General features: G+C 61.8%; 17 protein-coding genes and 2 pseudogenes. 4 read left to right on the plus strand and 15 right to left on the minus strand.

Going from position 1 to position 22,933, the window contains the following annotated elements; all coding sequences use genetic code 11:
• Positions 1-58: 58 nt before the first annotated feature.
• From F757_RS0131135 to F757_RS37105, 6 genes and pseudogenes are all read right to left on the minus strand, one after another.
• Positions 59-1,378 carry a cytochrome c gene (locus F757_RS0131135; protein ID WP_027214755.1) on the minus strand — a complete coding sequence of 440 codons (1,320 nt, stop codon included), beginning with the start codon at positions 1,376-1,378 and terminating at the stop codon, positions 59-61.
• A 13-nt stretch (positions 1,379-1,391) separates the two neighbouring features.
• Positions 1,392-3,167, minus strand: coding sequence for a GMC family oxidoreductase (locus F757_RS0131140; RefSeq protein WP_027214756.1), 1,776 nt, complete (start codon positions 3,165-3,167; stop codon positions 1,392-1,394).
• 3 nt (positions 3,168-3,170) lie between these two features.
• Entirely contained in the window at positions 3,171-3,890 is a 720-nt protein-coding gene (locus F757_RS0131145) for a gluconate 2-dehydrogenase subunit 3 family protein (protein ID WP_027214757.1), read from the minus strand.
• 90 nt (positions 3,891-3,980) lie between these two features.
• The gene (locus F757_RS0131150) at positions 3,981-5,534 is read right to left on the minus strand and encodes a methyl-accepting chemotaxis protein (RefSeq protein WP_027214758.1); all 1,554 of its coding nucleotides are present in this window, start codon (positions 5,532-5,534) and stop codon (positions 3,981-3,983) included.
• Between the two features lie 272 nt (positions 5,535-5,806).
• Positions 5,807-6,147 (minus strand): annotated as a pseudogene (locus F757_RS36755) (MFS transporter); the annotation flags it as partial.
• Between the two features lie 299 nt (positions 6,148-6,446).
• Positions 6,447-6,590, minus strand: a pseudogene (locus F757_RS37105) (transposase DNA-binding-containing protein); the annotation flags it as partial.
• Between the two features lie 200 nt (positions 6,591-6,790).
• On the opposite strand from F757_RS37105, the gene F757_RS0131165 reads away from it, so the two are divergent.
• Positions 6,791-7,555, plus strand: coding sequence for a bestrophin-like domain (locus tag F757_RS0131165; RefSeq protein ID WP_027214761.1), 765 nt, complete (start codon positions 6,791-6,793; stop codon positions 7,553-7,555).
• A 109-nt stretch (positions 7,556-7,664) separates the two neighbouring features.
• Here F757_RS0131165 and F757_RS0131170 read toward each other — a convergent pair whose 3' ends face one another.
• Positions 7,665-9,224 (minus strand): FAD-dependent monooxygenase, encoded by a 1,560-nt coding sequence (locus F757_RS0131170; protein WP_027214762.1) that lies wholly within the window; start codon positions 9,222-9,224, stop codon positions 7,665-7,667.
• A 669-nt stretch (positions 9,225-9,893) separates the two neighbouring features.
• On the opposite strand from F757_RS0131170, the gene F757_RS0131175 reads away from it, so the two are divergent.
• Positions 9,894-11,450: a methyl-accepting chemotaxis protein gene (locus tag F757_RS0131175; protein ID WP_027214763.1), complete on the plus strand. Its 1,557-nt coding sequence runs from the start codon at positions 9,894-9,896 to the stop codon at positions 11,448-11,450.
• Between the two features lie 200 nt (positions 11,451-11,650).
• On the opposite strand, the gene F757_RS0131180 is transcribed toward F757_RS0131175, so the two are convergent.
• Positions 11,651-13,078, minus strand: a complete 1,428-nt coding sequence (locus F757_RS0131180; RefSeq protein ID WP_027214764.1) for an aldehyde dehydrogenase family protein — start codon at positions 13,076-13,078, stop codon at positions 11,651-11,653.
• A gap of 100 nt (positions 13,079-13,178) precedes the next feature.
• On the opposite strand from F757_RS0131180, the gene F757_RS0131185 reads away from it, so the two are divergent.
• Positions 13,179-14,135, plus strand: coding sequence for a LysR family transcriptional regulator (locus F757_RS0131185; RefSeq protein ID WP_027214765.1), 957 nt, complete (start codon positions 13,179-13,181; stop codon positions 14,133-14,135).
• A gap of 90 nt (positions 14,136-14,225) precedes the next feature.
• Here F757_RS0131185 and F757_RS0131190 read toward each other — a convergent pair whose 3' ends face one another.
• Genes F757_RS0131190 through F757_RS0131200 form a run of 3 tightly spaced genes read right to left on the minus strand, consistent with a single transcriptional unit; the run spans position 14,226 to position 17,835 of the window.
• Entirely contained in the window at positions 14,226-15,191 is a 966-nt protein-coding gene (locus tag F757_RS0131190) for a PDR/VanB family oxidoreductase (protein WP_027214766.1), read from the minus strand.
• A gap of 20 nt (positions 15,192-15,211) precedes the next feature.
• Positions 15,212-16,567 (minus strand): SLC13 family permease, encoded by a 1,356-nt coding sequence (locus tag F757_RS0131195; RefSeq protein WP_027214767.1) that lies wholly within the window; start codon positions 16,565-16,567, stop codon positions 15,212-15,214.
• Positions 16,568-16,608: 41 nt separating this feature from the next.
• Positions 16,609-17,835 carry an aromatic ring-hydroxylating dioxygenase subunit alpha gene (locus F757_RS0131200; RefSeq protein WP_027214768.1) on the minus strand — a complete coding sequence of 409 codons (1,227 nt, stop codon included), beginning with the start codon at positions 17,833-17,835 and terminating at the stop codon, positions 16,609-16,611.
• 287 nt (positions 17,836-18,122) lie between these two features.
• Between F757_RS0131200 and F757_RS34465 the strand changes: the two genes are divergently transcribed.
• Entirely contained in the window at positions 18,123-18,653 is a 531-nt protein-coding gene (locus tag F757_RS34465) for a DNA-binding protein (protein ID WP_035467741.1), read from the plus strand.
• On the opposite strand, the gene pyrC is transcribed toward F757_RS34465, so the two are convergent.
• From pyrC to F757_RS0131225, 4 genes are read right to left on the minus strand one after another with little or no spacing between them, the layout of a single operon-like run.
• Positions 18,639-19,700 (minus strand): dihydroorotase, encoded by a 1,062-nt coding sequence (gene pyrC / locus F757_RS0131210; protein ID WP_027214769.1) that lies wholly within the window; start codon positions 19,698-19,700, stop codon positions 18,639-18,641. The genes F757_RS34465 and pyrC overlap by 15 nt on opposite strands.
• A gap of 24 nt (positions 19,701-19,724) precedes the next feature.
• Positions 19,725-21,050 carry a hydantoinase/carbamoylase family amidase gene (locus F757_RS0131215; RefSeq protein WP_232221492.1) on the minus strand — a complete coding sequence of 442 codons (1,326 nt, stop codon included), beginning with the start codon at positions 21,048-21,050 and terminating at the stop codon, positions 19,725-19,727.
• Positions 21,047-22,024: a dihydroorotate dehydrogenase gene (locus tag F757_RS0131220; RefSeq protein ID WP_027214771.1), complete on the minus strand. Its 978-nt coding sequence runs from the start codon at positions 22,022-22,024 to the stop codon at positions 21,047-21,049. Before F757_RS0131220 ends, F757_RS0131215 begins: the two co-directional genes overlap by 4 nt.
• On the minus strand, positions 22,017-22,871 hold the full coding sequence (locus F757_RS0131225) for a dihydroorotate dehydrogenase electron transfer subunit (RefSeq protein ID WP_027214772.1): 855 nt from the start codon (positions 22,869-22,871) through the stop codon (positions 22,017-22,019). The genes F757_RS0131220 and F757_RS0131225 overlap by 8 nt, the downstream gene beginning before the upstream one ends.
• Positions 22,872-22,933: the final 62 nt, after the last annotated feature.

The raw sequence follows: 22,933 nt of genomic DNA on the forward strand, positions 1-22,933 counted from the left end.
AATAGCCCGCAAAAGAGCGGGCTATTTGCTCATATCTACGCCGTTGCAATGTCACGTGTCAACGGTTCTCAGCGCGCACAGGCTCTGCGTGTGCGTCGACAGCCTTGCGCACCTTGGCAACCTGATCCACGGTCACCGCCGGCGCGTGATTGCCCCAGCTCGAACGCACAAACGTCAGCACGTCTGCAACATCGCGGTCCGTCAGGCGCGATGCGAAATCCGGCATCGCATAGTGCGTCGGCCCCGCTGCTGTCCACGGCATCTCGCCGCCTTGCAGCACGATACGGATCAGCGAGGTCGGATCCTCGGTGTTGACGACCGTTGAAAGCGCCAACGTGGGGAAAGTGCTTTGATAGCCACTGCCACTTGTGCGGTGACAAGCCGCGCAGTTGTCGACATAGGTCATTGCACCGTTGCTATGATCGCTGCCCGCGCGCAACGCGTGGCCCGCATTCGTGTTTGCTGCCAGGGCTGGGCCCGATGGGTTGGCCGGCGCCAGCGTCTTCAGATACGCGGCGATCGCGGCCAGATCGGAGTCGCTCAGGTGTTGCGTGCTGTTCTGCACCACTTCCGCCATACCGCCGAACGCGGCCGAATGCGCCGTGCGTCCGCTTTTCAGGAACGTCACGATGTCCGCTTCGCTCCAACTACCAAGACCGTCTTTGGCGTCACCTCGCAGATTCTTCGCCAGGTAGTGATCAATCACACCGCCCGACAGGAACAGCCTGCCGTCGTCGGTGAGCGATTTCTCCTCTAGCCCGAATCCTCTCGGCGTATGACAGGCGCTGCAATGCGCAAGTCCTTCGACCATATAGCGGCCACGCGCAACAGGACTGTCCGGCGGCGCCGTGTCGTCGCCGACCACTTCCGGTGCAAACGCCATGCGCCAGAAGCGCAGCGGCCAGCGCATGGAAAGCGGCCACGGTATGTCGGACGCACGGTTGCCTTGCTCGACCGGCTCGACGCCATGCATGAAATACGCGTACAACGCCTTCACGTCAGACGGCTTGACCTTTGCATACGAGACGTACGGCATTGCCGGGTACAGCGTCGAACCGTTCTGCGCGATACCGTGGCGCACCGCGCGGTCGAAATCGTCGAACGTATAGTTGCCGATGCCAGTGGCCTTGTCGGGCGTGATGTTGGTCGAGTAAATCGTGCCGATAGGCGACGCAATGCCCCGGCCGCCCGCGAACGGCTTGCCGCCTTTCGCGGTGTGGCATGCGATGCAGTCGCCCGCCGCCGCAAGGTAGCGGCCCTTCTCGATCAACTGCGCGTCCGCAGCAACAGGCGCGGCGACGGCCGGACGAGTAAAGACACTGGCACAAGTGCCCGCCAGAACGATCGTGCATGCGAGAGCAAAACGAATGCTTTTCATGATTGCCGTCTCCTTATGCCTGTACCAGCGGAGCCGGATCTTTCAGATACTGCTCGCGGATCGCCTTCGCCGAGTGGAACGCGAGCGCCGCGACGATGCCCGTCGGGTTGTAGCCCATGTTCTGCGGGAACGCCGAAGCGCCCATTACGAAGACATTGGGCACGTCCCAGCTTTGCAGATACTTGTTGACGACGCTCGTTGCGGGCGACGCACCCATTACCGCGCCGCCCGTGGTGTGGGTGGACTGGTAGACACGCGTGTCGTAGTGCTGCCCCTTCTTGCGGATCGCGCGGAAATGCTTTTCCGGGTTCATCGCCTTCGCGACTTCCTCCATACGCGTGCCGATATAGTCGAGCATTGAGTATTCGTTGTCGTGCCAGTCGAACGTCATGCGCAGCAGCGGCAGGCCGTACGCGTCCCGATAGGTCGGATCGAGATCGAGGTAGGCGTCGCGATATGGCATCACCGAGCCGGAGATGCCGATGGTCATGTAGCGCTGATAGGCATCGCTAATGCCGGCTTTCCAGCCGCTGCCCCAGGTCGGCGTGCCCGGCACCGTCGCGGCCTGCTTGATTGGACGGCCGCCCGTGCGGATGTGGCGAATGCTCGCGCCGCCGACAAAGCCGAGCGGACCATGATCGAACTGATCGCCATTGAAATCGTCAAGGCCCACGCCGCCGGCGCCGCTGCCGACGAACGGGTTGAGCTGGGTGCCCTTGGGCAGCAGCACATTAATGCCGCCGTTCATCTGGTACGCGTAGTTGCGCCCGACCACGCCCTCGCCCGTTTTCGGATCATAGGGCTTGCCGATGCCGGAAAGCAGCAACAGGCGCACGTTGTGCATCTGGAACGCGGCGACGATCACCATGTCCGCGGGCTGCTCCACTTCGCGGCCTTGCGCGTCGATGTACGTCACGCCAGTCGCACGCTTCTTGTCCGGCGAAAGGAGCACCCTGGTAACGTAAGACTTTGTTCGGAGTTCGAAGTTTGCCTTCTTCAGCAGCACAGGAAGAATGGTGGTCTGCGGCGACGCCTTGGAGTACATATAGCAGCCGAAGTCTTCGCAGAAGCCGCAGAAGTTGCACGGCCCCAGACGCACGCCATACGGATTCGTATAAGGCGTCGACGCATTCGCTGCGGGCGCCGGATACGGATGCAAGCCGACTTCGCGCGCCGCCTTCTCGAACAAGGACGCGCCAAGGCTGTTTTTCAGCGGCGGTGTCGGAAACTCGCTGCTGCGGCGCCCTTCCAGCGGATTGCCGCCGGCCTGGAGATCGCCGTTCAGATTGCCCGCCTTGCCGGACGTACCGAAAACCTTCTCCGCGAAATCGAAGAATGGCTCCATCTCGTCATAAGTGACGCCGAAGTCCTGAACCTGCATGCCCTCCGGAATGAATTTCTTGCCGTAGCGCTCTTCATAGCGCGTGCGCAACTGGAGCTCCTCGGGCAGCATCCGGTAATGCATGCCGTTCCAGTGAAAGCCCGCGCCGCCCACGCCATTGCCGAGAAGAAACGATGCGTGCTGGCGATATGGGACCGCGAGATCATCCACGCCATGCCGGATCGTCACCGTTTCCGACGACAAGTCCTGGAACAGCTCGCCGCGCACCGCGTACTTGAGTTCGTCGACAACCTTTGGATAGTTCGCATCGGTAGGCGTGTCGCGCATCGGTCCGCGCTCGAGCGCGACCACGTTGAGTCCTGCGTCAGTGAGTTCCTGCGCGAGAATCGCACCGGTCCAGCCAAAACCTACGACAACGCAATCGACCTTGTTCTTCTTGATTGCCACTGCTTACCCCCGCCTGCCGTTGATCGACACCGGACCGTACGGGTACTTCGCGCCCGGTTGCTCGATCCAGTCCATGAAGTCCGCGCGTGCGCCCGGAAAACCGAGCATCTTCCAGCCCGCCATATCCTTGTTGCCGCCGTAGATGGGATCGGCGAAGAAGCCCTCCTTGGTATTGCCAAGCAGGAACGAGAAAAACGTGCGCGACGGCACAGATTCGAACGCGGGCTTGCCGTGTTCCATGTCGTGAAGTACCGCTTCCTGCGCGGCCACGTCGAGTTGGGCGAAGGTCTTGCCGCCGTGGTTCTTCTTGCAGTATTCGTCGCACGCTGCAATGCCATGACGGTAGACATCGCGCGGCGCCAGATTGATCTGATAACCCATTTCCGCGACGACATCCGGATGGAAGGGCCCTTGCATGTACCAGAGCTTGCCGTGACCGTAAGGCGTTTCCATCTGCCGGTCGATGTACTCGGGCACGCCGGCCTTCAGCGCGCCCGCACCGTGTTCGTCTTCGGGAATCAACCGATCCACCGCCGCGTACAGGAAGGTCCATTCGGCAGTGGTGAAGTACGTGGGGTGATAGTCGGCGCGAGCGGCGGCGCTCGGCGCCGCGCTATTGCAGGCCGACTGCGTGAGCGCTGCGCCCGACGCGACCGACGCAGCCGGCACGATGGCCAGCACTTGCCGCAGGAAGCGTCGCCGCGGCTCGGGTTGTTTTGACATGGGGTCCTCTTTTGTACTATGTGTTTACGTTATATTGAGGCAAAAAGACGGTCCCGTAATGCGTCCGTCCGTCTCATGGGTCTGCCGGTTTCAGCGCGTTTGATCGCCCAGGCTGAACTGCGTCGCGGCTTCAGCGAGTCTTTGCGCCTGATCTTCCAGCGAACCGGCTGCCGCAGCGGCTTCTTCGACAAGCGCCGCGTTCTGTTGGGTGGCGTTGTCCATGCTGTGCACGGCGATGCTGACCTGGCTAAGCCCGTGGCTTTGTTCCTGCGTCGCGGCGGCAATCTCGGCCATGATCGCGTTGGTCCTGGCAACCGCATCGATCAACTCGGTCATCGTGTCGCCGGCCTCGTTCACCTGTTTGGCGCCGTCGTCGATACGCGTCGTGGAGTTTGCGATCAGCTCGCGAATTTCCTTGGCCGCGGCGGACGAGCGCTGTGCAAGCGTGCGGACTTCGCCGGCCACGACTGCAAAGCCGCGTCCCTGGTCGCCGGCACGCGCGGCTTCTACCGCAGCGTTGAGCGCAAGAATGTTGGTCTGAAACGCAATCCCTTCGATGATCGACGTAATCTCAGCAACCGACGCCGAACTCTGGCTGATCTCGCCCATGGTCTTGACGACGCGCGAAACCGCTTCATGCCCGCGCCGCGCGATATCCGACGCCGACGACGAGAGTTCGGTGGCGCGCTGCACGTTGTCGGCATTTTGCCGGACCGTGCCGCTCAACTGCTCTGCGCTGGTTGCAGTTTCCTGAATCGATGCAGCCTGCGATTCCGTACGGGCAGAAAGATCTGCATTGCCTGCAGCGATCTGGCGCGTCGCGGTCGCAATTGCAGTGCTGCCCTCGGTCAGGGTACGCACGGTGCGCCGCAAATTGGCCTGCATCTCTGCCAGACCGCTCAGCATGCGCCCCATTTCGTCGTGCGTGCGAATCTCTATGTCCCGGCCCAGATTGCCTCGTGCGATCTGGCCGAAATGCGCGATAGCATCGTTTACCGGAACCAGAATGGCCTTGCGAAGGAAATACCAGCCGCCCACGGCAGCGCACAGGCCCGCGGCGATCGCGGCGAAGCTGCCCGCGAGCAGCAGGTGATAGCGGTGCTCAGTGGCTTCATATTGCTGCTGCGACTGCTTGAACTGATAGGTCTTTAGCGCATTCGCTGCTTCCTGCATGCTCGTGTAGATCTTTCCCACACTGAACATCAGCTTGAGTATCTCCTCACGATTGCCGCGCTGGGTCGCCTCGCGAAAGCGTGCGAGTTCCGTCTGGGTCGCCTGGTACTGCTGCGTCACGCCCGCTGCAAGCCGGTCTTCTTCTGCATCGCGCGGCAGCGAAAGATACTTTTGCCATGCTGCATCCGCCGCCTCTCGAACTTCCTTCTCCTTGCCGTACATGTTCAGCGCGTCCTGCGAGCCGGGATCGATCGCGGCGCGGTCGAGCGAGGTGCGTTGACGCCCGACCATGATGGTCATCTCGCCGACGGCAATCGACTTGGGCAACTGTTCAGAATACGTTTGCCGGTTTGCGTTGTTGCTGGTGACCATCCCGGACACCCCAAAAGCGCCGATGACAACCAGCAGTACTCCAAGAAAGGACATTGCCGCAACGAGGCGGGCATTGATAGAAAGATGGCTGCGTAGCATTTTGGTAAGGGAATAGTCGCTTAAAAATAAACCGGAGGCCCAGGCATGAAGTTCCGCTATCGTCTTACGGAATATCGGCAGGCCGCGCGCCAGCTTTAGTACTTTCCCGATATCGAATTGCATACGCCCGGCGCGCAACGGCGAATACCGTGTACGCGTTCGTCGTGTGCAATGATCTTCAAACTGCTTGCAAGCCACATCCCTGTTGACTTTGGTCGACTCTTACAACACCGTAATCTGCAGAGACTGGGCGCTTTTGCGCAAACGCAGCGTCAAGCCTCCAACTGCTCGAGCACCTTACCTTTGGTTTCAATGCCCAGAAAATGCACGGCCACTGCCGCAAGAAACGGCACAGCCGCGAGTATGTAAAACGCGAACTGCAGATTGCCGCCGATCATCGTCTTCGAGACGATGGCAGGCGCGAAGATTGCCGCCACTTTCAGCCATGCGCCGCCCACGCTGCAGCCCATCGCACGGATGCTTGTTGGATACAGCTCCGGCGTATACACATAAGCGGTGATAAAACCGCAAGCGAGAAAGCCCAGCGACAACGCACAGCAGGTCGCCACCACATACACGACGAATCATGCAGCAGGCCTGCCAGCAGGAGCGATTGCTTCTGCACGCGATTGGACTGGAAGATTGCTCAGCAGCTTGCACTCGATGCCGGGACGCCCGGGCGGCACATCGCGCTCTTGCGCGCGGATCACCGCGAGTTGCAGCGCCGGGTAGTGGCTTTGCTTGCCGATGGGCGGCAACACCGTCATGCTCTGGGATAAGAATGCGGCCTTGCGTCGACCTGAAGCGCTCTGCACTCGCATGGAGGTGACCGCTCAAGATTTCCTGCTCGCTAACCTGCTCATTAGACAGGAATCGGTAAGCTGCCTTCGTGGAGGACCAATCCTGACATGCAACGGAAATCGTCTGGCCTATGCCCGACCATAACCGTTCCAGCACCATGCCAAAGCGCTTGCACAATCTGGCGTCCTGAGATTTGCTCGCCTCGATCTCCTTCTGGAACCAGGCTCCCTCGCCTACCCGCTCTTTCTTAGCCATCTTGCTTGCGCAATGACTACAACGCGTGCCAGGTTACCAGGTTTCGTGGCTGAAATGTGCAATCACAAGGTTCGCACGGCCATTACGCTTTGTGCATTCCACCTTTGGCCAACATCGTCTACTGTTAGACACGGACCAGGGAGTAGGTCCGTGTATGCACGCTCGTGGTATCTCAAGACTGGATACGAAGGGGAAAATTCATGGCAGCATTGGTAGATCATCCGGCAGCGCTTTTCCTGGTACTTCTCGTGTTGTTCACCGGCGCCGTGGCATTCGGCGCATTCGTTCTGCGTCGCCTGGTCGAACTGCGCGACGACGATCGCGAAGACTTCAATCTCATCCAGACATCTACGCTGACACTGCTGGCATTGCTGATCGGCTTCAGTTTGTCGATGGCTGTAGGCCGTTATGATCAGCGAAAGAACCTTGAAGAAGGTGAGGCAAATGCGATCGGTACGGAGTATGTCCGGGCCGATCTGGCCGGCCCCCCGAACGCGACCCGCATAAAGGAACGGCTCGTTGACTACCTGCGGTTGCGGCTCGCCAATTATCGAACCCGTGATCCCAAGGAACTCGCACAACTCAATCGCGATACGGCCACTGCGCAAGCCGATCTCTGGAAGCTGGCCACGCAGGTGGCCGAGACCCATGCCACGCCAATAGGCGCTCTCGTGGTCGCGGGAATGAACGACGTTCTGAATTCACAGGACTATGCGGAAGCGGCGCGCATCAACCATATTCCTCTGGGTGCGTGGTTTCTCATGACCGCAATTGCGCTGTTTGGCTGCACCATTCAGGGCTACGGCGCAAAGGGACGGCTACGGCGAGGCGCGTTGCTGGCGATACTGCCGTTCACCGTCGCGTTGTCGCTGGCTTTGATTGCAGACATCGACAGTCCGCGAGGAGGGATCATTCGTGTCGAGCCGCAAGACCTCGCGAGGCTTCTACAATCGCTGGGAAAATAGCGGCGCCGGCAGCAAGGCTACGCGCGTTGCTTTCACCAACGGCCGCGTGCTTGCTGCCCGTGAGCTGATTGACGCTTCGGCCCGAGAAACGGTTCGCCTGGGCTGCTGTCTACGAGGCGGACCCGCCTGCGTCCGCAGGTTCGCCAAACCATTCCGACAGGGCCCGGATAACCTCTTCGTCGTCGGGGACGGTTTCGCTCGCCCACGCAACAAACCCGTCAGGACGCACCAGTACAGCGCGCAAGCCAAGCCGGTCCCGCACGTCGCCCGCGACATGGGTGACTCGTTCGCGCCAATGGCTCGTAAGCGCTTCGAGCGATGCGAGCGTGTCGAAGTCCAACAAAAGGCCCTTGCCTTCGCGCAGAAGGCTCCCAACCTTCGTCCCGTCGACCAGTTCGAAATCAGGAACGCTGCGGCCCGCGAGCGGATGACCGCTGCCAGGATCGTAGCGCAAAGACACGCCCCACACGCGCTCGGCGAAATACGTCGCGCCATCCCGAGTCTCGATGAGATCGCGGATGATCGCTTCGAGCGCTCGCGTGCTTTGAGTGGGCCGCATGAGCGCGACTTGCGCGCGCGACCAGTCGAGCACGCCCGCTCCCACTGGGTGCCGCTCTCGTTGATAACTGTCGAGCAGGCCGGCTGGCGCGTTGCCGCGGATCGTGGCGGCCAGCTTCCAACCGAGGTTCATCGCATCTCCGATCCCGAGATTGAGCCCTTGACCGCCCAACGGAGAGTGGATGTGAGCGGCATCGCCCGCGAGCAGCACGCGTCCATTGCGATACGCCGTGGTCTGGTACGCGCGATCCGTCCAGGTGGTAGCGAGTCGAAGTTTCGCCAGCGTGATGTGCGCGCCGGACACGCGGCGCAATACCGCCTGCACATGTTCAAGCGTGACCGGCTCGCGCCGGTGACAGGCGCCGCCGTCGAACTCGACCATCGCGATCGTGCCGGGTTGCGCATAGGTGTACATGCCGGCCGCCGTATAGTGCCGGCCGGGGCGCAGCGCCTGCGGATCGGCCATCTCTACTTCGACGGAATAGCCGGTGAACTCAGGGTCCGTGCCCACGAAGTCAAAGGCGCCTGCCTTGCGCACCGCACTGCGGCCGCCGTCGCAACCGACGAGCCAGCGTCCGCGAAAAGTCGCTCCACCGGCGTGAACAGTCACGCCCTCGTCCGACGTCTGCAATTCGTCGACACCGAAGCCACGCCGGACTTCGACGCCCATTGCACTCGCCCGCCCGGCCAAGACCGTTTCAAGCGTCTCCAACGTAACAGCCATGCTGGTGCCTGCCGGGCCCGGCAGGCGATACGGCCACTTCGACGCGTCGATGTTGTCGTGATAGAACTGGATGCCCGCGAAATGGCCGGCGGGTCGGCGCGGCTGCTGCATCCAGTGCGCGGAGCGAGTCGTGAGCGGGTCACCGTTTGCACGCTGCGCCGTGACCAGCTCATCCAGCAACTCGCGGCGATACAGCGCTTCAAGCGTAGGCGCCGAGAGACCGCGCATTCCGAACGGAAGGCGCTTTAACGGAGAGTGGGGGTCTGGGGCGCGCTCCAGCACGAGGACCGACAGGTCCGACAGGCGCAGTTCGCAGGCGAGAAACAGGCCAACGGGGCCGGCTCCGGCGATTACTACGTCATAGATAGGTTGAAACGGGCTTTGCATGAACGACTCCTGTGTCGATGTCCGACCGGAGCGTTCCTCAGGTTGAGAATCACACGGACGAACGTTTGGACGCCTTGTCAGCGTCAGATGTTCGTCGCGGGGATCTCATGCACGAGGCCAAAGACCAGAGCTTTCGTTACCGAAAGGACTTGGGCTTACCAAACCAAGTCTGCCTTTTCCGACACGGCTTTATAACACCCTGGAGGTAAGGCCGCAATGAGCGGCAGCAGTGGAGGTCGCGGGACGGGGCTCGCGAAAGGGCGGTATGTGAAAACGCGCGGTTCGCAACTGCACATTGAGCGCAGCTCACGTACGCTGTGGACTACGTTCTCGATCGGCATTTCTTGCCGGTCGGTCATGACTGGTGTTGTCAATGCGTTGGGAATCCTTATTTTTCCTGGAGCCGTTGGCCCGACTTCAACCCGGCGCGATCACAACGGCTGCGCGCTGCAAAAGCGAGCGTATGGTTGCGCGCGCAACCTGCCAGACAGCATTCACACGGAGCGCCAGCCGGACCTTTTCCGGGTTCGCTTAAATCAGACAAGATCCCCTCCGCCCCGCCAACGGCGTGCAGCAAGGCCTTTGTAATGATCGATTACGAACCCCCTTCAGAGCCGCCGATTTGCGCCGTAACCACAGTTTCTATCTCAAACACAATGGAAGCTGTAAATGTTGAGCAATCTGAAGATCGGCGTTCGCCTCGCCATTGGTTTTGGTATTTCGATGGCATTGATGTGTGCGCTCGGGGCGTTCGCTCTGTGGCAGATCAATCGGGTCGACAGCAGCGCCCGTGACATCGCCGACAACTGGCTGCCGAGCGTGCAGACGCTCGGCGACGTCCGCGGTGCGGCCAACGCCGTGCGCCGAGCATCTTTGCGGATCATGCTCGATCCGTCGAATGAGAGCCGCAAGGCGCAGATGAAGCAACACGGCGCCGCGGCGGATGATCTGACACGCTTGATCGACGCTTATGCAAAGCTCGTTTCGTCGGATCGCGAGGCGCAAATGCTGCAGGACATCCGCACGCGGCTCGCAACATACCGCGCGTCCGACGAGCGCATGATGAAAGCGGCCGTTGAAGGCCGGGCCGACGATCCCGAGGAACGAGCCTTCGCGGCAGGGCCATCTTCCGTCCAGTTCCTCGACCTGATGAAAGCCATCGAGGCCAACGTCGTTCTCAATCGCGAAGGCTCCGAAGCGGCGAAGGCCACGGCTGCGGCGAGCAGCGAGTCGGCGCGGTGGGGAACGGGGCTTCTGATTGCCGCCTCGTTGTTTGCCGCGGTTGCCGTAGCCATGCTGATTACCCGTTCGATTACCCGTCCAATCGAACGTGCAGTCGCGCTGGCAGAGACGGTGGCCAAAGGCGACCTCACGTCGTCGATCGAAGTGGAAGGCCGCGACGAAGCCGCCAATCTGCTGCGTGCATTGGGCGAGATGAACGGACGCCTGGCTAGCCTCGTCTATGAAGTCCGCACGAGCAGCGAGAACATCGCAACCTCCGCATCGGAAATCGCGGCCGGCAACATCGACCTGAGCCAGCGCACCGAGCAGCAGGCGGCTTCTCTCGAAGAAACCGCCGCCAGCATGGAAGAACTGACCTCAACCGTACGCCAGAGCGCGGAGAATGCGCTCCAGGGCAACACGCTTGCGCAACAGGCATCGAATGTTGCAGAGCAAGGCGGTGCGGTGGTTGCTCGCGTGGTCGATACGATGAGTGACATATCGAACAGCGCGGGCCGGGTTGCAGACATCATTTCGGTGATCGAAGGAATTGCTTTCCAGACCAATATCCTGGCGTTGAACGCGGCCGTCGAAGCAGCGCGCGCCGGCGAGGAAGGCCGTGGCTTTGCAGTCGTCGCAGGCGAAGTCCGCACACTGGCTCAGCGCAGCGCCAGTGCCGCCAAAGAGATCAAGGAACTGATCGGCGAGTCCGTCGACGGCACACAGCGCGGATGCGCTCTCGTCACCGAAGCGGGCGATACGATTCGCGACGTGGTGTCGTCAGTCGGTCGCGTCACCGGCCTGATGCAGGAGATCAACGAGGCAACCGGCGAACAGCATCGCGGCATCGAACAGGTGAACATCGCGGTCGCGCAGATGGACCAGGTGACGCAGCAGAACGCGGCGCTCGTCGAGCAGGCTGCCGCCGCAGCCGAATCGCTGGCTGGTCAGGCAGGCAGGCTCAAGGAACTGGTGTCGGTGTTCAGGCTGCCGGCTGCCGCGTGAACATCCGATGTCCCGGCGTCCGGATCTTGACGGACGCCGGGAGTTCAGGCGCGATCGTACGATAGCCGTAGTGCATGCGTGAAAGCCGGCGGCGCCGTTTTGTCCGGGTGCCAGGCGCAAACGTTCGGTGAATATGCCGCATTAAAGCATCGTCGATTTCATGAATACCCTGAACGCGGGCGCGGAGCCCCCTGCCACTCTCACCCGCCCGTAACGCCCAGCACCGCCTTCGGCTCGAGATAGGCTTCGAGCCCATAGGTACCATACTCTCGTCCTATACCCGACTGCTTGAAGCCGCCGAACGGGGCGGCAGGTTCGTGCGCGAGTGTGTTGACGAGCACGCGCCCCGCCTCGATGCGCGAAGCAATCAGGCGAGCCCGTTGCGCATTCGTCGAAACTACATACGCCTGCAGGCCGTACACGGTGTCGTTCGCAATCGCGACGGCTTCCTCGTCGTCTTGATAGGCGATGATCGACAGCACCGGCCCGAAAATCTCCTCGCGAGCGATGGTCATGTCGTTGCGAACGTCGCTGAACACGGTCGGACGAACGAACCAACCCGCCTCGACGCCCTGCGGCCGCCCTTCGCCGCCCGCAATTAGCCGTGCACCCTCGTCGATGCCGACGCGAATGTACCGTTGCACTCGCTGCCACTGTTTCGCGCTGACCATCGGACCCACGGTCGTCGCGGGATCGCGCGGATCGCCGGCGCGCACGTCGGCAAGATGCCTCGCCATGCTTGCTTCAAACGCGGCGAGCAGCGCGCGGGGCACCAGGATGCGCGTGCCCGCAACGCACGCCTGACCGCTATTCATAAAGCCCGCGGCAAGTGCCAGTTTCGCGGCTTCGTCGAGGTCCGCGTCGTCGAGTACGACAAGGGGCGATTTGCCGCCCAGTTCCAGCGTCACGCGCTTGAGCGTGTCGGCGCCCGTGCGCAAGATCGTCTTGCCCACCGCCGTCGATCCCGTGAACGACAGCTTTGCCACATCGGGATGCGCACTGATGCGCGCGCCCACTCTCTCGCCCTTGCCCGTCACGATGTTGAATACGCCGCGGGGCAGACCGGCTTCGTGCAGCGCCTCAGTGACAACGCGCGTCTGCATCGCGCTCATCTCGCTCGGCTTGATGACGGCAGTGCCGCCGGCCGACAGCGCCGCCGCGAGCTTGCCACAGATGAAGCCCGCATCGTTGTTCCAGGGCGTGATGAGGCCGGCCACGCCAAGCGGCTGCATGGTCACTTCGGCACTGCCCTCGCGGCGAGTGAACGGGTAGTGTTCGAGCATGCGCGCCGCTTCGAGCAGCACGCCGGCGGCATGCCGCGCCATCCAGCGGGCGCGCGACACCGGCGCACCGTATTCGTCGACAATTGCGTCGAACAATGCATCTTCGCGCGCCGCGAGCGCGGCGTGCATGCGCTCGAGCATCTCTATCCTCTCGCCTCGACCGGTTCGCGAGAAGTTCGCGAACGCGCGCTTTGCCGCTGCGATTGCGTTGTCCGCATCGGCTTCGTCCGCGAGCCGCACGCGGCCGATCACGCGCTCCGTCGCCGGATTGAAAAGGTCGAACGCTTCGTCGCCGTGCGGCGTGACGAACGCGCCGTCGATATAAACCGTGTCGATGTACTGCATGTCCGCTCCAGGTTGCGTGCTCATGTCGCTGAAGATAGGGCAAATGCATTGTGCCGACTAGCCATACAATCGGGGATGAGTTATTGAACGATTCCGGATAATGGCCAACTCACAGACATCGGGCCTCCTCGAACTGGAGGCCGTGGTCGCGGTGGCACGGCACCGCAGTTTTCGCGCCGCCGCGCAGGAAATGGGCGTGTCCACTTCCGCGCTCAGTCACGCGGTCGCGACCCTTGAAGCGCGCATCGGCGTACGGCTTTTCAATCGCACCACGCGCAGCGTGTCGCTTTCCGAAGCGGGCGTGGCGTTCGTCGCGGAGGTGGCGCCAGCGCTCTCCACGATCCACTCGTCGCTGGACGCGGCGCGTCACTTCGGCGACACGCCATCGGGCACATTGCGCATCAACACATCGGCCGGTGCGGCGAATCAGGTGATGCCGGTGTTCATCGAATACGTGCGGCGTTATCCCGACATGAAGCTGGATATCGTCACGGAAGGGCGGCTGGTGGATATCGTCGTCGCCGGTTCCGATGCGGGCATTCGCCTCGCCCAAACCGTGCCGAAGGACATGGTCGCGGTGCCGTTCGGCGACCGTCAGCGCTTTGCTGTCGTCGGAAGTCCCGCGTACTTTGCACAACATGCACCGCCCGCAAAGCCGGCGGACCTCAAACATCATCAGTGCATTCGCAGCCGCATGCCGAGTGGCTCGATCGATCATTGGGAATTCGAAAAGCGTGACCGGACGCTGCGCATCAGCGTAGAGGGCGCGCTCACGCTGGACTTACCCGCACTTATGCTCGCGGCCGCGCGCGCGGGCCTGGGGCTTGCCTATTTGACAGAGTGGAATGTGCGCGCGGATCTCGAAGCCGGCTCGCTCGTGCGCGTGCTGGAAGACTGGACGCCGCCGCTCGACGGCCTGTGCCTGTACTTTCCGGGCAGCCGTCATGTGCCCGCCGGTCTGCGGGCGCTGATCGAACTGATTCGTGAGCGGGCTGACGCACTGCGTGACTCGGGCGGCGCCGGCGGCACGCGCAGCACCCGCGGGCGCAAGCGTTAAGCACGCGGGCGCCGTTCAATGAGCGTCACCGAGCCGCGCGCACTTGTACGTTTGCGCTGGTACCAAACCCCATTCGTCGAATAGCCCAACTCAAATGTCCAGCACCAACCGCCCGCTCTTGCAGCGCGACACGCACGGCATGATGCAATCATTGCGCGCCTTGTCCGCCGCGCTCAAAAAATCATCGCGATGATCAGGCGTGCCGTCCAGCACTGCGGTGCGACAAGCACCGCATATTCCGGCTTCACACGACGTCCCGATCGGCACGCCGTGTTCGAACAGCACGTCGGTAATGGACTTCTCGGGCGGCACAGTGAGCACACGTTGCGAGCGCGCCAGTTGGATTTCGAAGGATCGTTCTCCCGCCACGTCGCTCGCTGCGGCCGAGAAACGCTCGCAGTGTATCTGCTGCTCCGGAAGATGGTCGCACGCGATAGCATCGGCGGCATCCATGAACGGAGCCGGGCCACAAAAATAGAGGTGCTCCTGCGCACTCATGCGTCGCACGATTTGCGCAAGGGTTTCGCGGGTCAGCTCCGGCGTCAGACCAACGTGCAATGTTGAGACATCCGCCAGGTGGTCCTGCAACGTGCGCGCATAGGCGGCATCGTCCAGAGAGCGAACAAAATAGTGAAAGTCGAGCGCACGGCCAGCACGCTTCAAGGTACGCGCCATCGCCAGCAAGGGCGTGATACCTATGCCCGCAGCGAGCAATACGGCGCCGCTGCCGTCCGGTGCCAGGGGAAAGTAGTTCTCGGGCCTGCCAACGGACACAATGTCGCCAATCTGAATCTCGTCGTGTACGAAAACGGAACCGCCGCGCGAGGCCGGCTCCCGTTTCACGGCAATTTCATAGAACGCGCGCTCCGACGGATCGCTGCATAGCGAGTACTTGCGCACAAGTCCGCCGCGCAGATGCAGATCGATATGCGCCCCCGCTTCGAACGCGGGCAACTCGGCATTCGCCTCGCCGCTCGCAAGCCGCAAAGACACCACATCGCAGGCCACACGCTCTCGTACAATTACGCGCGCAGCAATCAGACTGTCTTTCATCATCGGGCCTTCGATCAGGACGGTTATAGCAGGCCGAGCAGCCGCCACCACAATGCGTTCACGGGCAAGACGAATGCAAGCCCGAGGAGCGCAGTCACGATGCAGTACTTGAGGGCCGCGGTTTTATCGAGCCGCGCCAGTTCGTTGCCGAAAACAACCGGCGGCGACTGATACGGCATGAACGTGGTCGCATATCCCATCACCTGCATCAGCAAACCGGCCTTCAGATGCGCGCTTTGCCCCAGCACGCGCGAAACGATCGGCACGAAAAGCGCGGGCTCCGCGTTGGAGGTCACCGCGAAGCACAACACAATGGAGAGAGCCGTCAGCGCGAGATACGCAAAGAAAGGGCTATGGCGCAGCGATTCGAGCGCGAGCGCATCCGGAATACGTATCTCGAGATGATTGACGAGCGCGGTCAGGCCGATAATGGCGGCAATGAACCACAGCAGATCCATCTTCAGTGTCGCGGTGAACCGCGTAAGCTGCTCCGGTCGCGAGGTTAGGAAATACGCAAGCGTGAAGCCAAGGCCCACCCAACCCGGAGCAATATGGTGAAGGGAGTCGGTAAACCAGAATGCGAGCGTGATCGTAAGGAGTGCCACGGTGTGCAACTCGCGTTTGCTCACGGCCACACGCTCTTTCGACACACTGACTGCGTGCACCGTGTCCGCAAAGAGCCAGTAGGACGCGAATATTAGAACCGCGCCGCGCACCACGACGCCAGCGGGGAAGAAATAAAGCAGGTATTCAGAGAAGCGCAGATGAATGCCATGCGACTGCTCCAGAATGCCCGCCAGAATCACGTTAGGCAGGTTCGCCGGCAGCACGGCCGCTGCAAGCTCGTACGAGCCGACAATGACCAGCAGCAGGATTCCGCGCCGCCCATTCGCAGACTCGCCCAGATTGACGACGTCGCAATAGCCGATGGCAATCGGGATCAGGATGGCCACGCGCCCAAACGTGGACGGCATGACGAGCGACAACAGAAAGCTCAACACTGCGAAAGCCAGCAGTGCCCGCAGATAGGAGCCGCCGATGCTGCGCGCGAGCGCCATACCGATGCGTTCGCTCAAACCACTCTCCTTGAGCGCAAAGCCGATAGCCGAGCCGCTGAACACGAGCCAGAATGCGCTCGACGCGAAGCCCGAGAAAATCTCCGCAGCAGGCACGGACGTGAGCGTCGCGGCAAGCAGGAAGAACAGCAACGACACTAGCAGCCCGGCCACGGCGCCCGTCGCCCACAGCACGATGCAAGCGAAGACGATCGCGACGATCCGCGCATCCTCCGCCCTCATCATGCCGCGCCAGGCGAGCAGCGAGATAATGGCCAGTCCTGTTGCCAGCAAGGCCGGCGTGATCCTGGAGCTCGTGTTCAACGGTCTTGCCTCGACTGATGACTGTTGGCGTGCGGGCCGGTTCAACCGCGCATTACCGGAGAATTCGCCGGAATTTCGTATTCGATGTGCGAGTCGTTAAAAATCTCGGTGAAGTCGCGGCTTTGGCGGAAGGTGGGGTCGGGCGCGCAGCTCATCGGCAGATAGCCGCCCATCCACTCGCGCAGATCGGTGATCGCGGGTGCATCGCCGTACATGTTCGCCATCGGACGTCCGCCTGCCTGCACCGTGGCGATCTGTTCCTGCAGCATTTGCCGGAACATGACGATGCCGCGGTCCGATGCGCCCAGGTTCTCACGCGAGCGGTCGAGAATCGCGCCTTGCGTTTCGACTGCCATCGCGTCCTGACTCATGAACGTGTCCATCAGATAGCGGCCACCCTCGTCCGTGCGGGCAGGCTGCCGCACGATCTTCGGCGGCTCGCCGGTCTGCACGCTGGAACCGTCCGCACCCGGCGTGAACGAGACCCAGACAACGCGCGTGGTCGTATCGTCGACCGGTACGCGCCAATGCATTTCGGTCATGATGCGCAGCATGTTCGGGAACACCATCAGATTGCCCCAGCCGCGGCCGGCGCTTTCATATTCCCAGCTCTTCACGATGCCCCAGTCGAAACGCTGAAAGCCGAAACGCTTGAACGGTTTGCCGAAACCCGACTTGTCGCTCATGCCGAGGTGCTCGAAATATTTGGAGTGCGTGTAGAAAGTATGCGTGACGTCCACCGCATTTTCCTGCACCTGAAACCAGTTGCACGCCAGGTCTTCCTGCACTTCGAAATGACGTACGCCGTCGTTCCTGACGAGAATGTCCCAATTGGGAAACGCGGGTTTGTGCTCCGCGGGACCCATATAGGCGAAAATCAGGCCGCCGCACTCGTGCGTGGCATAGCTCTCGATCATCTTCTTGCACACGCGGCTTGCCTTCGCGGATTCAAACGGCCGCTCTATGCACTCGCCCGCCGCGTTATAAAGCCAGCCGTGATAGGCGCAGCGAATGTTTTCCCCTTCCACGAAGCCATACAGAAGCGATGCGCCGCGATGGGGACAACGCTCCTGTACGAGCAGCACTTCGCCGCCACTGGTGCGCGCGAGCACGAGGTCCTCGCCCAGAATCCGCACGCGTCTGGTTTGCCCCGCTTCGCTCAACTCCGACGAGTAGCCGACTGGATGCCAGTAGCGGCGCAACAGGTCGCCGCAGGGCGTATTCGGCCCGACGCGAGTGAGCAGCTCATTCGTTTCATGATCAAGCATTGATACACCTCTCTCAGGTTTTAGCGGGCTCTTTTGTTTGCCCATGCAACGCCTGCTGTGTCAGCGAAAGTTCTATTCGTTCGACAACGACGTTTGTCTATTTTTCTAGACTAAATAAACTTGAAAGAAAACGCAAGTGCCGAAAACACGGCATTTTTCTCTTTATGCGCGATAGGTCGATTAAACGCGCGATGCAAAACACCGCGTTCTGTATAATTAAAACGACAGGCACCATGTGGGACTGTCCAGAGCAGTTCCGTCAGACGAGTCCGGAGGAGAGGCAAGCAATGGCAATTATTGGCGTGATGGGCTCCGGTAGCAGCGAGTGGCCGGAACTGGCCACGCCCCTCGGCACATGGATCGCCGTGCACGGTTTCGATCTGCTCACGGGCGCCGGACGTGGCGTGATGCTTGCCACCGCGCGCGCGTTCGCCACCGCGCAGCCACGCACTGGCCGCTCCATTGGCATCGTGCCGAGCGAGACGCATCCGGTGTTCGGATTCATCCCTATCTCCGGTTACCCAAACCCTTTCATCGATCTGCCGATTCTCACGCCGCTGCCGCGCAAAGAGGCAGGCGCGCCAGACAGTGCGCTAAGCCGCAATTATGTGAATGTGCTGACGAGCGACGTCGTCATTGCGCTGCCTGGCAGCAAGGGCACGCTCGACGAAATTCGTCTCGCCACACGCTTTTCCAAGCCGCTCATGTGCATCGGCCCGAGCGCCTCGTTCGAGGGCGCGCCTGAGGGCACGCGCATTGTCTCGAGTCTCGCGGATGTCTACGCGTTTATCCGGGAGCAAACGTCAGGCACTGCATGAGGCCGGCGTCGCGATTTGCCAAGGCAAAGACGTGGACGCCATGAAAGGAACGAGTGATTCGCCGGGGCCATAATCGATGCGCGGCACAACCTGCTGAGCAGCGCGCCTCAGCGTTACTGTGCCGCAGTTCAAAGGTAGGCCGTAGAAGCGGCTTCCGTTTTCGCTGGCGAACGCTTCGAGATGCGCGAGCGCCCCCTCTTCGTCGAACACGGTGGCGTACGCCTCCAGTGCAACGGGCGCGCTGAAGATGCCCGCACATCCGCAAGCGGACTCCTTGAACCTCGCCGCGTGCGGCGCAGAGTCGGTTCCCAGAAAGTACGACCGCGAACCTGAGGTCGCCGCACGGCGCAATGCGAGTCGATGCCGCTCGCGCTTGAGCACAGGCAGGCAGTAGTGGTGAGATCGCAAACCGCCTGCGAACATGGCATTGCGATTGAGCAGCAGATGCTGCGGCGTAATGGTCGCGGCCAGACGGCCGCTCGCGTCGTCATCAATAAAGGCCACAGCCTGTTCTGTGGTGATGTGTTCCAGAACGACCTTTAGCGCAGGATAAGCGTTCAGCAAAGGTTGCAGCGTCTGTTCGATAAAGACCGCCTCGCGATCGAATACGTCCACCGCCGGGTCGGTGGCTTCGCCATGAACCAGAAGCGGCATGCCGATTTCCTGCATGGCCTCCAGCACACGCGCAATTTTCGCCGCGGACGTCACGCCATATTCGGAATGCGTCGTCGCGCCGGCCGGATACAGCTTGGCAGCAGTAAAGACGCCGCGCGCGTGGCCCTCGCGGAGCTCGTCAGGTTCGGTCGTATCGCACAGATAACATGTCATCAACGGTTCGAACGAGATGCCAGCGGGCAATGCAACGCGGATCCGCTCCCGATAAGCGGCCGCGTCGCGCCATCTCGTCACCGGTGGCTTCAGGTTGGGCATGATCACTGCGCGCGCGAACTGACGCACGGTGAAAGGTAACGCCGTGCGCAGCAGATCACCATCACGCAGATGAAGATGGAAATCGTCGGGGCGACGCAGGGTCAAATGTTCTGTCATGGCAGGGCGAGAATGCGCTTTTACTCAAAGACGTTGAATGGTCTCGGCCAGCACGCCGACGCCCAGCATGAAGTCGGCGATATCCATCGCCTCGCGCGGATTATGCGAGCCGTGCTCGTTGCGCACGAACAGCATGCCGCTCGGCACGCCTGCGTTGGCGAACAATGCGGCATCGTGGCCGGCGCCGCTTGGCAGCGTGGCGAACGGAATGTCGAGACGCGCGCAGGCATCCGCGAGCGTTGCGCGCAGATGGGAATCCATCAGCGCAGGCGCGCTGGCGAGACACCGGTCGAAGTCGAACCGCACGCCGCGCTCGCGCGCAATCGAATTGCTTTCGGCAAGCAGCAACTCGTAAAATACGCTGAGCGTATCGGTGCTTTCGCTGCGTGCTTCAAAACTGAAATGAACCTGGCCCGGAATCCGCGAGATCGAATGTTCTTCCTGATCGGTGGAGACGATGCCCGTGGTCACTACCAGATCGACATCCCGCTCGACCAGCTTGCGCCAATGCTCGTCCAGACGCGTGATGAGTTCGGCAACGGCAAACATCGCATCGTGACGCAAATTGCGCGGCACCGCGCCCGAATGACCCGCTTCGCCAATACAGCTAATGGAATTGTGCCGCACATTGCCGCGAATTCCGGACACCACTGCAACCGGCAGGTTGCGCGCAAGCATGACCGGCCCCTGTTCGATATGCAGTTCAAGGTACGCGTGCGCGGCGCGAGTATCGAAGAGTTGCTTGCCCACACGCACGGCGTCGACATCCACACCCGCGGCCGCCATGCATTCGGCGAGCGTGCGGCCATTGCTGCGATGTTTCATCTCCAGATCGTCGCGCTTGAGCCTGCCGAACAGCGCGCTCGAACCCATGTACGCCTTGCCGAACCAGGCGCTTTCCTCGCCGCGTAATGCGATGACTTTGAGCGGACGCGCCGACGCCTCGCCCGTGCGCCGCTGCGCGACGAGGCACAGCAAACCCGCGATGATGCCTGCAAGACCGTCATAGTTGCCGCCGTGCGGTACGGAATCGAGGTGGGAGCCGACCCACACCGCAGGCGTGCTCTCAGCGCAATCGGGAAGTCCAAAAACGAGGTTGGCGGCGCGGTCGACATGCACGGTGAGGCCTTCGTTCCTTGCATATTCAGTGAGCGCGCGGGCTGCCGCCGATTCGCTTTCTCCGTAGCTCTCACGCGTAATGCCCACACCGTCGAACGAAAGCTCGCGCAGTTCGCTGAACCACTGCTCGGCGAGCGCGGCGAGTTCGCTTAGCGGAATTGCGCCGCCATTCGAGAATCCGTCGGATGCGGAGACAGACTCCGCGTGCGCAGCTTCAATTTTCGCGTTCATGAGTTGTCGACCACCGCGCCTTCTTCGATTCGATCCATGCAAAAACGCGCCCAGCGCTCGCTCAGTTGGGCGTCGAGTTCGACCTTTCCGACAAGCGACGCAAGCGAGCCGATACCCTGGTCGACGCAATAGCGCCCGAGGCCGTCGATGATCTTCTGCATCACGCCCGGATCGCGAAACGACGCCGTGCCGACCTGCACGGCACTCGCGCCGGCCAGCATGAATTCAACCGCATCCTCGGCATTCTGAATGCCGCCGCACCCGATAACCGGGATCGATATGGCGCGGTAGCACTGGTGCACGAGGCGCAGCGCGATTGGCTTGATCGACGGTCCAGAAAGACCGCCCATGACGTTGCCCAGCGAAGGGCGGCGGGTGCGCACGTCGATTGACATTCCGAGCACCGTGTTACCCATCACCACGGCGTCCGCGCCGGCATCTTCGGCCGCCTTCGCGACCTGCGCGATGTTGCCGGCATTCGGCGTGAGCTTGACCCACAGTGGATGGCGCGTGCGGCGCCGCACAGCGTCGACAACCTGCCACGTGGTCTGCGCATCCATGCCGAATGCCATGCCGTCGGCTTCGAGATTAGGGCATGAGATGTTTGCCTCGATGGCCGCAACTTCCGGCAACGACAACTGTTCGCATGCCGAAGCAAAATCGTCGGCCGTATCGGCCGACACCGATACGACAACCGGCGTATCGTAACGCGTGTAGGCAGGCAGCACATGCGCGAGATAGTAGTCGAGCCCACGGCTAGGAATGCCGATGGAGTTCAGCATGCCGTTGCTGGTCTCGGCGACGCGCGGCGTGGGGTTGCCAGGACGGCTCACCGGCGACACGCTTTTTATGACGAGCGCACCGAGCCGGTTCAGATCGAGCGCTTCACGATACTCGATGGCGAAACACCCGGAGGCCGGCATGACAGGATTGCGCAGACTCACATTGCCTACGCGTACGTTGAGATCAGGCAAAGTCCACCTCCCCTACTACATCGCGAATGGCAAACACCGGGCCTTCACGGCAGACGCGCTGGAATTGCCGCGTGTGGCCGTCGTCGAACATTCGCACGCAAGACAGGCACACTCCCATGCCGCATGCCATGCGCTGTTCGAGCGCAACCTCTCCGGCAATCTGCGGATATTCGCTGAGCAGATGCTGCAACAACGCGAGCACACGCTGCGAGCCGCAGGTGTAGACCGCATCCGGCCGATCGCGCTCGATCAGCGTACGCAGCAGCGTCTCCATGCGTGGCACGGAAGACGTGCCGTCGCTGTCGAACACGCAATGCGTGTCGGCCGGCGCGCCGCGCAGGAAGGCGTCTTTCATCAGGTCTTCAGGTGTGCGCGCCGACATCACGATGGTCAGACCGACGCCCGCGCGCGCGGCGCGTTGCACGAGCGGCGCCATGGTCGCCAGTCCCACGCCGCGTGCGACCAGCAACAGCCGACGCGCCTGCCGATCCAGATGGAACGGCCGGCCAAGCGGCCCGACCATCGACATGGCGTCGCCCACCTCAAGTTGCGCGAGCGCGCGCGTGCCGAGGCCTGTGACGTTGTAGAGAAACTCGATATCGCCCGCGTCCGGCCCCATGCCGTACACACTCATCGGCCGTAGCAGAAACGGTTGATGCTGCTCCGACACGGGGCACTTCAACTGATAGAACTGCCCAGGCTGGGTCGCATGCGCGACAGGCGCCGCCGTGCGTACCCGCAAATACCGGTAACGACGATTGACAGCATGGTGTTCGACCACCTCGCAGGCATGCGCGCTCACACTGGCTTCCCAGGGCCCCGCACACGAACACGGTTCGGCATGCATGGCTTCCTCCTTCATCCGATTGACGTAGTGCTTCAAACGCGGGGCAATGTGGCACCCCGATG

The sequence above is a fragment of the Burkholderia sp. WSM2232 genome, assembly GCF_000472545.1.
Taxonomy (GTDB): Bacteria; Pseudomonadota; Gammaproteobacteria; order Burkholderiales; family Burkholderiaceae; genus Paraburkholderia.

Coding starts and splice junctions, on each gene's coding strand:
- F757_RS0131170 (WP_027214762.1), bottom strand. CDS start 9,224: ATGCAAAGCCCGTTTCAACCTATCTATGACGTAGTAATCGCCGGAGCC.
- F757_RS0131200 (WP_027214768.1), bottom strand. CDS start 17,835: ATGCTTGATCATGAAACGAATGAGCTGCTCACTCGCGTCGGGCCGAAT.
- F757_RS0131150 (WP_027214758.1), bottom strand. CDS start 5,534: ATGCTACGCAGCCATCTTTCTATCAATGCCCGCCTCGTTGCGGCAATG.
- F757_RS0131190 (WP_027214766.1), bottom strand. CDS start 15,191: ATGATGAAAGACAGTCTGATTGCTGCGCGCGTAATTGTACGAGAGCGT.
- pyrC (WP_027214769.1), bottom strand. CDS start 19,700: ATGACAGAACATTTGACCCTGCGTCGCCCCGACGATTTCCATCTTCAT.
- F757_RS0131225 (WP_027214772.1), bottom strand. CDS start 22,871: ATGCATGCCGAACCGTGTTCGTGTGCGGGGCCCTGGGAAGCCAGTGTG.
- F757_RS0131175 (WP_027214763.1), top strand. CDS start 9,894: ATGTTGAGCAATCTGAAGATCGGCGTTCGCCTCGCCATTGGTTTTGGT.
- F757_RS0131185 (WP_027214765.1), top strand. CDS start 13,179: ATGGCCAACTCACAGACATCGGGCCTCCTCGAACTGGAGGCCGTGGTC.
- F757_RS0131135 (WP_027214755.1), bottom strand. CDS start 1,378: ATGAAAAGCATTCGTTTTGCTCTCGCATGCACGATCGTTCTGGCGGGC.
- F757_RS0131215 (WP_232221492.1), bottom strand. CDS start 21,050: ATGAACGCGAAAATTGAAGCTGCGCACGCGGAGTCTGTCTCCGCATCC.
- F757_RS0131145 (WP_027214757.1), bottom strand. CDS start 3,890: ATGTCAAAACAACCCGAGCCGCGGCGACGCTTCCTGCGGCAAGTGCTG.
- F757_RS34465 (WP_035467741.1), top strand. CDS start 18,123: ATGGCAATTATTGGCGTGATGGGCTCCGGTAGCAGCGAGTGGCCGGAA.
- F757_RS0131165 (WP_027214761.1), top strand. CDS start 6,791: ATGGCAGCATTGGTAGATCATCCGGCAGCGCTTTTCCTGGTACTTCTC.
- F757_RS0131180 (WP_027214764.1), bottom strand. CDS start 13,078: ATGCAGTACATCGACACGGTTTATATCGACGGCGCGTTCGTCACGCCG.